Origin of the sequence: Rheinheimera mesophila (genome assembly GCF_000986865.1) — a bacterium.
Classification (GTDB): domain Bacteria; phylum Pseudomonadota; class Gammaproteobacteria; order Enterobacterales; family Alteromonadaceae; genus Pararheinheimera; species Pararheinheimera mesophila.
On sequence record NZ_LAVS01000004.1, the window covers coordinates 123579 to 132657 of the forward strand.

Consider the following 9079-nt stretch of genomic DNA (forward strand, 5'->3'; position numbering starts at 1 on the left):
TGCCTTATTGATAGCGCGTTCGCCGATGAAGGCTTCAGCACGTCAGTCTGTACGTGTGAGCCATTAAACGTCAAGTGTTTAGTGCAAATACTCCGCGGGCTCTTAAGATTGTCTTAAGTATTGGGTTTTAGGCTGGCGTGCATGAAACCCACAAGTCTGTTGCTATTTATGCGTACTGCCGAAAAATCCTCTTTCCTGTCCGGTTTGTTTTGTTTAGGTCCTTACCGCTATTTGATCCGCACTCTGGTGCTTGGCGTTTTGCTGTTGAGTCTGAGCAGGTTGGCTCTGGTGGTATGGCAATACGACAGAGTGCAGGGGACGGGATTGTTGTCTGATGTCATGCTCCAGGGCATACGCGCCGATATGATAGTGCTGTCACTGTTTTTAGCCCTGCCTGCATTGCTTACTCCATTGGCGTCGTTGCGCAGTTTGAGCCTGGTCTGGTTGAAGTTTAGTTATTGCTGGTGCCTGGCTGCTTTGGTGCTGATCGTGTTTCTGGAGCTGGCAACGCCTGCTTTTATTTTGCAATACGATGTGCGGCCAAACCGGCTTTTTGTTGAGTATCTGAAGTACCCAAAAGAAGTATTGTCAACCTTATGGTTTGGTTTTCGTTTACCTGTAGTTTTTGGTGTTGTTGCGACTTTGCTGTTGGCCTGGTTGCTGCGTTGGATGTTCCGCTCGGGCAACTGCAGTCTGGTTCGCTGGTCTCTTGGTAAAACCATTGGGCTTTGGTGTCTGGCGCTGGTGCTGCTTTTTGCCGGTATTCGTTCTACCACAGACCACAGGCCCGCTAATCCGGCGATTTTTGCCATTACCTCAGACTCGATGGTGAATTCACTGGTCTTAAGTTCTGCCTATTCAGTGCTGTACGCGTTGTACAATTTAAAGCATGAAGCACATTCCAGTGAAATTTATGGCAAATTGCCGACGGATCAAATGCTAAGGCTAAGTCTGGACTGGCCCTGGCTGCGCTCTTATCAGTTCATAAATCCGGATTACCCCACCGCACATTGGCAGCAGGCTGTGGTAAAACGTGATAACCCCCTGAATCTGGTGATCGTACTGCAGGAGAGTCTGGGCGCGACTTTTGTAAAGTCTTTGGGTGGTTTGGCGGTCACACCAGAGCTTGAAAAGTTAAAGTCACAGGGTATTTGGTTTGAGCATTTATATGCCACAGGCACCCGTTCCGTGCGGGGAATTGAAGCTGTAGTGGCTGGTTTTCCGCCAACGCCGGCACAAAGCACAGTGAAGTTATCGGCTAGCCAGCAACATTTCACCACGCTGGCATCCATCCTCAAAGCCCAGGGCTATCACACCCAGTTTATTTATGGTGGTGAAGCGCATTTTGACAATATGCGTAGTTTTTTTACCGGCAATGGGGTGGAGCAGATTGTGGACCAAAGCCAGATGCACAACCCGGTGTTTAGCGGTAGCTGGGGGGTGAGTGATGAGGATGTTTTTGCTGCGGCGCATCAACAATTGCTCGCTTTACATCAACAGAAGCAGCCATTTTTTAGCCTGATTTTTACCTCCAGTAATCATGAACCTTTTGAGTTTCCCGATGGCCGCATCAACCTAAGCGAACAGCCAAAAGCCACAGTCAATAACGCTGTGAAATATGCCGATTGGGCTATGGGGCAGTTCTTTATCAAGGCCAAACAGAGCGACTATTGGCAAGATACGGTGTTTTTAATAGTGGCCGATCATGACAACAGAGTGTACGGAGACAACCTGATCCCGGTCGAAAAGTTCCATATTCCGGGGCTGATTTTGGGTGCTGACACCAAGCCGGGCTTGCTAAAGCCTATAGCCAGTCAGATTGATTTAGCGCCTACTTTGTTATCGATGATCGGGGTCTCCAGTTGCCATACCATGACGGGCCGTGATTTTACCCTGGATAGCTCCAGTCCCGGCCGTGCTTTGTTGCAGTTTGAAAACTATTTTGCCCTGATGCAACAAGAACCAAAGCAGCAGGAGTTGGTGATATTACAACCTAACGGTGAAACCGTTGCCGGGTTTTATCAGATACAACAGCAAAAGCTTCATCTAAGCGCTAAGGCTGTGTCACAGGCAGATAAAAACCGAGCTTTGGCATTAGTGCAGTTGCCGTCGTATTTATATCGGGAGCAGAAAAACTCAAGCGAAGCCCGTTGTTTATAGCGCAGATATCACAGCGCAACAGATTGATTTTTCTTTATGACAGGCTAGTCTGGCTGCATCGTGGTTAAAGACAGGCAGGTTATGCAGCGCAGATTATGGCTCAGCCTGGCGGTGAGCGATGTCAACGCATCCACCGACTGTTATCTGCAACTGGATTTGCTCCGCAGTTCAGTGACGATAGCGCCAATTGCATTCTGTTGTCTGATCATCTGTATCTGATGCTATTAACCAAAGCGAGGTTTGCTTCATTCAGCCCGAATCCTCTGGTGAACAGCCATGCGCATGGTTTTGAGGATCTGGATGGTGATGTCTGGGAACTGTTGTCTATGGAAATGCCGCAGGCTTCTGTTTGAAACTCGCTTCTTGCGCTCAGTTGAGTATATAATCCGGCAATATTTTATATCTCCCAACTGGCGCTTGTGCTGTCGGTGCATTTAGATAAGGATTTGAATTTTATGGCGGACGTCGAACATCGCCCCACTAACTTTATTCGTCAGATAATCGATGCTGATCTGGCTTCAGGCAAACACAACACCACTGTGACCCGTTTCCCGCCAGAGCCTAATGGTTATCTGCATATTGGTCATGCTAAGTCGATTTGTCTGAACTTTGGTATAGCGCAGGATTACAACGGTCAGTGTAACTTACGTTTTGACGACACCAACCCGGAAAAAGAAGACATCGATTTTGTCAATTCAATCCAGCAGGACGTGCAGTGGTTAGGCTTCAATTGGTCTGGCAAGGTGCGTTACTCGTCCGATTATTTCGATACGCTTTATGGTTATGCGGTTGAGCTGATTAACAAAGGCCTGGCTTATGTATGTTTCTTAAACGCCGAGCAAATGCGTGAATACCGTGGTAACTTAACCCAGCCTGGTAAAAACAGCCCAACCCGGGATACCTCACCAGAGGAAAACCTGGCGCTGTTTGAAAAAATGCGGGCCGGTGGTTTTAAAGAAGGCGAATGTTCGCTGCGCGCTAAAATTGATATGAGCTCGCCTTTTATTTGTATGCGTGATCCGGTGATTTACCGTGTCAAATTTGCTCATCACCATCAAACCGGTGATAAGTGGTGCATTTACCCAATGTACGACTTCACCCACTGTATCTCGGATGCGCTGGAAGGCATTACGCATTCTTTATGTACGCTGGAATTTCAGGACAACCGCCGTTTATACGACTGGATTTTGGATAACATCACTATTGATTGTCATCCACAGCAAATCGAATTCTCCCGTCTGAACCTTGAGTATCAGGTGATGAGTAAACGTAAGCTGCACACCTTAGTGGAAGGTGGTTATGTCGCAGGTTGGGATGACCCACGGATGCCGACTATTGCCGGTTTACGCCGCCGTGGTTTTACACCAGCGTCTTTGCGCGAGTTCGCTAAACGTATTGGTGTGACTAAACAAGACAATATGATTGAAATCAGCGCATTGGATGCCTGTATCCGTGAAGATCTGGATGCGAATGCACCACGGGCTATGGCGGTGATCGATCCGTTAAAAGTGACCATCAGCAATTACCCGGCCGACAAGCTGGAATGGTTAGAAGTGCATAACCATCCAAAAGAAGAAAGCATGGGCAGCCGTAAAGTGCCATTTGGTCGTACTTTGTATATAGACAAAGCGGATTTTCGTGAAGAAGCCAATAAAAAGTACAAACGTATGGTAACAGGCGGCGAAGTTCGCTTACGTGGTGCTTATGTGATTCGTGCCGATGAAGTGATTAAAAACGCAGCCGGTGAGATAGTCGAACTAATTTGTTCTTACGATCCGGATACCTTAGGCGTCAATCCTGCTGATGGTCGTAAAGTACGTGGTGTGATCCACTGGGTTGAAGCTTCACAGGCTGTACCCGCTGAATTCCGTATTTACGACAGGTTGTTCACAGTCGCTAACCCTGCGGCTGAAGAAGACTTTTTAGCTGTGATTAACCCTGCCTCCTTAACTGTGAAGCAAGGAGTCGTTGAACCCAGTTTGAAAGCTGCTGAAGCTGAAAAAGCCTACCAGTTTGAGCGGGAAGGCTATTACTGTGCCGACAACAAAGATTCAACACCGGATCATTTGGTGTTTAACCGCACAGTCGCGTTACGTGATACGTTTTTCGAAGACTAACAGCCATCACCAGGCCGGAGTACAAGCTTGACATGTCAATCTTGTACTCCGGGCCCGCTTTCTCAATCTGCGTGGAGGCCAAAGGCCTTTTGTCGCGCTGTGAATACCAGCTTTGTCAGAACGCTCAACCGTTAAACTTCAGAACCTGGTGCGACAGTCGCCCATGCCGCAAGGGCAATAAAACCTCGAGTAGCTCTGGTTTTTTTATTGTGTTTTTTGCCTGATTTGCTTTAGATTCAATTCACTAAACCTTTGAGATCCGGAGTGACAGTGGACGTTTTTTTCGCCGTTTTATTTTTTGCCTTTTCGACTACCATCACCCCTGGTCCGAACAACATTATGATGTTGTCCTCTGGGGTCAACTACGGGGTCAAAGCCAGCCTACCGCATTTTTTCGGTATTTGTGTAGGCTTCCCTTTGATGGTATTGCTGATAGGCTTAGGTTTTGGTGTAGTTTTCGAACGTTTTCCTCTGCTGCATCTGTGGATCAAGGTGATAGGGGTGTTGTATCTGTTGTGGTTGGCCTGGAAAATCGGCTCCGCTACGCCCAGTAGTATCGGAGGATCTGATGCCAAGCCGCTGAGCTTTTTGCAAGCGGCTTTGTTCCAGTGGGTCAATGGCAAAGCCTGGATTATGGCGTCTGGCGCTGTCGCAGCTTTTACCACAGTGTCTGGTCATGCCTGGTGGGATGTCACTCAAATCACCACGGCGTTTTTAGTCGTGAGCTTCCCCTGTGTGGGCCTGTGGTTATGTTTCGGTGCTTTACTTCGTTCAGTGTTGGATCAGCCGTTGTATCAGCGGATATTTAACTGGGCTATGGCGCTGCTGCTGGTTTTATCTGTGGCTCCCGTGCTGGCTGAGCTCTATACCCAGTGGATATTGTAAATGCTCAGTATTAAAGACTTAAGTTTTGGTTACGGCCAACAGCGGTTATTTTCAAACTTAAACCTGCAGTTAGAACCGGGGTTACACTGGTTAAGTGGTGCCAATGGCAGCGGTAAATCCAGCCTCTTGCGTATTGTTGCCGCTTTGAATCACGCATCGCAGGGCAGTATCCACTTTCGTCAGCATCAGGTTGGTAGCGCCGCCTATCAGGCTTTGGTCAGTATCAGTGCCGATGCGGTATGTCCGCTGCAGGACAATACAGTGGAGGGAATACTGCAGTTAGTCGCACGTTGTCGTGGCATCCCGATGGAGCCGTTACTGCTGCACGCCAAGGCTTTTATGTTGCAGCCTTTGCTGCGGCAAAACGTAGCGGTCTTGTCTTTGGGGCAGCAAAAGAAGCTGAGTTTGACGTTAGCCTTGGCCGCGAAGCCGCAACTGTTGTTACTGGACGAACCTTTTAACGCGCTGGACCCTGAGTCATTGGTCTATTGCTGCGCGCAGTTACAGGAGGCGAGACAGCAGGGGGCTTTGGTACTGATCGCCAGTCATTTATCCCCCCAAAGTTTTCAACTGAAATTGGACCAACATCTGGAGTTAAAGGCCGGTGGGCACTTATCTGTTGTTCCGTTGTGAGTTGTTCTGGCAACAGGCCCGGCACGCTTTTGCGCCACTGCAGCAATTCTCTTTGATGTTATTACTGGTTGCAGGCCATGCGCTGATAGGGCTCTGGGCACCTTTGGTGTTACTGGGCTTTCAGTTATTTAATCCGGAGCTGGACATCACTGAACGCTGGCCTTATCTGCAGATGTTGCTGGTGATGCTGTTGTGCTGGCAGGGGGCGGTCGCCTGGCAGCAAAAATCTGTCGCAGAGCAGTACTTTGTCGAAAGCCTGGCCCCTTCAGCCCAAACCCTGTGGCTGAGCAATAAGTTGATGGCGCTGCTGAATCAGCTTCCATTCTGGTTTTTTACCTTGCCGGTGCTGATTTATCTACTTCTGAGCGGCAAGACGATGGCATGGCTGGACGCAGCGCAGTTGCTGCTGGTGCTATTGGTTTTATGTTGGAGTTTTCCGGCGCGACAGACAAGCTGGTTGGCACTTGTTGCCGTCTTTGTTTTGCCACAGCTCAGCCTGTGGAGCTTGCCGCTGTTGATATTGATGCTGTTGGAGAGAGTTTTACTGCATCTGTTTAGTGGCAACAGCTTTTCGGCCGGTTCGTTGTTTCGGTATTGGTTGTATTGGTTTATCGGACAGCAGCAAAATAAAGCGCTGTTATTACTGATTACTTTTGTGCTGGCGTTGTGGCAGTACTGGCTGGCGCAGAAACTCAAAGCTGAGGCTGTTGTTTTTATTCATTCGGTATTTATCTGGGGGGTAGCGCTGTTGTGTTACGCCCAGCAAAAACTCTGGCAGCAGCAGTTGGCGTCACAGCATTATTTCTGGTTAAGTTGCTGTACTGCAAAGCAGCGTTTGTATTTAAAACTGATCAATATCTTGCCTGTGTTGATAGGTGCTGCCCTGGCTTTATTCGTTCTGAATGCAACTGCAGCGGTCTGGACCATCATGCTGGCTGTTGTTTTAACTGTGTGGCCTAAAGTGACTTTGTTGTCGGTTGCAGTGTTGTGTTTTATGCTTTTACTGGTATTGCATGGACAAGGACTCTGGGCATGAAAATAGTACTGATGCTGTTGTTATGGTGGGGGCCAATGGCGATCGCGCAAAGCCTGTGGATTGATGTGCGTACAGCCGAAGAATTCAAGGCCGGACATATAGCAGGCGCGATCAATATTCCTTACGATGACATAGAGCAAAAAATCACCGCCGTTACAACAGACAAAGCCACCGATATCCAGTTGTATTGCCGCAGTGGCCGCCGTTCTGGCATAGCGCTGGAAACCTTAAGAGGCATGGGGTACAGCAAGGTGACCAATGCTGGCGCTTATGAGCAGCTTAAGCAAAAACAACCTAAGTCTAATGAATAATTTCTGCTGCGTTGGCCTGGTAGTTTGGTCGTTTTAATTCGGTTTTAAAGGCAATAAAACTGGAGCGTAACGAGCTTAAGGTTAGCTGTTTCACCAGCCAATCCGGCAAATTTCCACCCGGATTGGCGCTGCCCTGATACTGCAGCTCAAAACCCTGAGCTTTGACGGTCAAAGTCCAGACCGCTGTGATGTGCCGAATTCGTACATAATCTGTTGTTTCAGGCACTAAGTCTGAGCAGTCGCTGATCTGAATACGTAGCCCCGAGTCCTGCCTGAAAAGATCTGCACAGGTCACCATGTCCCGTGGCGTGACAGGCCAGATCGCCTGAAAACGGGTGTAGACTCGCCAGTGTTTGTCTGTACTGCCATCCAAAAGCTGTGCATCTTTGGCTTGGCTTAACCAGCGCTGCACTGAGTTCGTATCCCGCAGCAGCAGTAAAAACTGCTCGGGCACACCTGGATAAAAAGCGCTGGCTTTGACTTCCAGATCAGGGCTGTATCTGTAACTCAGGTCGATGCCCGCCTGGGTTTTCACTGCAATCCAGGCGGATCCCGTCTCAGCTACGGACAGAGCCGACATAAATAAAATTACAGCAAAGAAAAAATACATAACCACCTGGCTTTTTTCGTTAAGATACAAGCTTATACGAAACAGATTTTTGTTGGATGCAATGAAAAGCAGTAGTGATGAAAAAATAGCGCTGGAGCATCAGGCCGCCCGAATTTTTATGCGACTGTACCAGCACAGGTTTGGCGTCAAAATGCAGCATATCTGGCATAACGAGCCGGCTAAGCCCGATGTGTCCTGTTATCTGGAGCAACAGCGGCTGGACTTAGAAATCGCCCATTTGTATGGCAGCGAGGCCGAGGCAATGAAAATACTGGGACGTGAACTTAAAGGCGGCACGCTGGATGCGCTGCAGTCGCTGAACCAATGTCCGGTGGCTGACCGTTTATTGCAGGCCCTGGACAAGCTGATCAGCAACAAAGCGCAAAAACGCTATGATTCAGACCGAGTCTGGCTGGTGATCCGCAACGCCCACCCGGATTGGCATGCACAAGAGCTGGAACAAACTCCGCATTTATTACAAATTCCATCAGAACACCCCTTTGAGCAAATTTGGCTGGTGGCCGATATGACAGGGCAGGCTGGGCTTATCCCCCTGTATCCTCTGACGCTGGCACAGGTGCCCAAATGAACCTGCTGAGTCAAGCCCGGCAACTGGCTCAACGGCTTTATTTTTGGCGTTTTGGCCTGATTTTTCTTGGATGCTACGCCTTTGGTTTTGGCTGTTTTTATCTGCTACAGGGCCCATCTGCTACGTACGAAGTCGCCATCTTGTTGTCTGTTGTCCTGCTGGGCTGGGTATTATTGGCGTGGCTGGCGTTGTTGTTGTTTCGCCAATTACCCGACTGGCAACAGCCGCAAAGCTTTTGGCAGAGATTAAAACAAGCAGCGCACAAATTATGGTATCAGGCCTTGCTTTGGGGCTGTCTGCTGCTTAGTATCGCCACCCTGTATTTAATGGCAAAGGCCCTGAGGGCTTTGGTCAGCCAACTGATTTCATCGTGAAAAGGTAACGCATGCGCTGCGATTTGTTTTGCTCTGTGGTGGATAATTTTGGTGACATTGGTATTTGCTGGCGTTTAGCCCGGCAGTTGCAGACTGAATATCAATGGCAGGTCACCTTATGGGTCGATGATTTAGTCAGCTTCCAAAAAATTTGCCATAGCATCAAGCCAGAACTTCGCCTGCAATTACAGCAGGGCGTGCTGGTACGGCACTGGACAGATGTATTGCCAGAGCTGAGCGACGCAGACAAACCGGATCTGGTGATTGAGGCGTTAGCCTGCAGTATTCCGTCAGCGTATCTGCACTGGATGGCCGCTTTTGCTGACAAACCTTTATGGTTGAATCTGGAATACTTATCGGCAGA

11 protein-coding genes are annotated in these 9079 nt (G+C 48.8%); 10 read left to right on the forward strand and 1 reads right to left on the reverse strand.

Features of this window, described 5'->3' with window-relative positions; translation table 11 throughout:
* Window positions 1–141: 141 nt before the first annotated feature.
* The 7 genes from SD53_RS03295 to SD53_RS03325 all read left to right on the forward strand — a co-directional run bounded on the left by SD53_RS03295 (window position 142) and on the right by SD53_RS03325 (window position 7142).
* Complete coding sequence (locus tag SD53_RS03295; RefSeq protein WP_082101765.1) at window positions 142–2160, forward strand: LTA synthase family protein; 2019 nt, start codon at window positions 142–144, stop codon at window positions 2158–2160.
* A 95-nt stretch (window positions 2161–2255) separates the two neighbouring features.
* Entirely contained in the window at window positions 2256–2513 is a 258-nt protein-coding gene (locus SD53_RS03300) for a hypothetical protein (RefSeq protein WP_046518795.1), read from the forward strand.
* A 102-nt stretch (window positions 2514–2615) separates the two neighbouring features.
* Window positions 2616–4277 carry a glutamine--tRNA ligase gene (glnS, locus tag SD53_RS03305; RefSeq protein ID WP_046518813.1) on the forward strand — a complete coding sequence of 554 codons (1662 nt, stop codon included), beginning with the start codon at window positions 2616–2618 and terminating at the stop codon, window positions 4275–4277.
* A gap of 270 nt (window positions 4278–4547) precedes the next feature.
* On the forward strand, window positions 4548–5162 hold the full coding sequence (locus tag SD53_RS03310) for a LysE family translocator (RefSeq protein WP_046518796.1): 615 nt from the start codon (window positions 4548–4550) through the stop codon (window positions 5160–5162).
* Entirely contained in the window at window positions 5163–5795 is a 633-nt protein-coding gene (locus SD53_RS03315; protein ID WP_046518797.1) for an ABC transporter ATP-binding protein, read from the forward strand. It begins immediately after the preceding gene.
* Window positions 5767–6831, forward strand: a complete 1065-nt coding sequence (locus tag SD53_RS03320) for a hypothetical protein (RefSeq protein WP_046518798.1) — start codon at window positions 5767–5769, stop codon at window positions 6829–6831. The genes SD53_RS03315 and SD53_RS03320 overlap by 29 nt, the downstream gene beginning before the upstream one ends.
* Complete coding sequence (locus tag SD53_RS03325; protein WP_052749233.1) at window positions 6828–7142, forward strand: rhodanese-like domain-containing protein; 315 nt, start codon at window positions 6828–6830, stop codon at window positions 7140–7142. The genes SD53_RS03320 and SD53_RS03325 overlap by 4 nt, the downstream gene beginning before the upstream one ends.
* Here the strand turns inward: SD53_RS03325 and SD53_RS03330 are convergent.
* Entirely contained in the window at window positions 7132–7752 is a 621-nt protein-coding gene (locus SD53_RS03330) for an START domain-containing protein (RefSeq protein ID WP_046518799.1), read from the reverse strand. The genes SD53_RS03325 and SD53_RS03330 overlap by 11 nt on opposite strands.
* A gap of 61 nt (window positions 7753–7813) precedes the next feature.
* Here SD53_RS03330 and SD53_RS03335 point away from each other — a divergent pair, with 61 nt between their 5' ends.
* The 3 genes from SD53_RS03335 to earP all read left to right on the forward strand — a co-directional run.
* Window positions 7814–8341, forward strand: a complete 528-nt coding sequence (locus tag SD53_RS03335; RefSeq protein ID WP_046518800.1) for a hypothetical protein — start codon at window positions 7814–7816, stop codon at window positions 8339–8341.
* On the forward strand, window positions 8338–8715 hold the full coding sequence (locus SD53_RS03340; RefSeq protein ID WP_046518801.1) for a hypothetical protein: 378 nt from the start codon (window positions 8338–8340) through the stop codon (window positions 8713–8715). Before SD53_RS03335 ends, SD53_RS03340 begins: the two co-directional genes overlap by 4 nt.
* An 11-nt stretch (window positions 8716–8726) precedes the next feature.
* Window positions 8727–9079: elongation factor P maturation arginine rhamnosyltransferase EarP (gene earP, locus SD53_RS03345; RefSeq protein ID WP_046518802.1), on the forward strand; the 353-nt coding region annotated here is incomplete at its 3' end.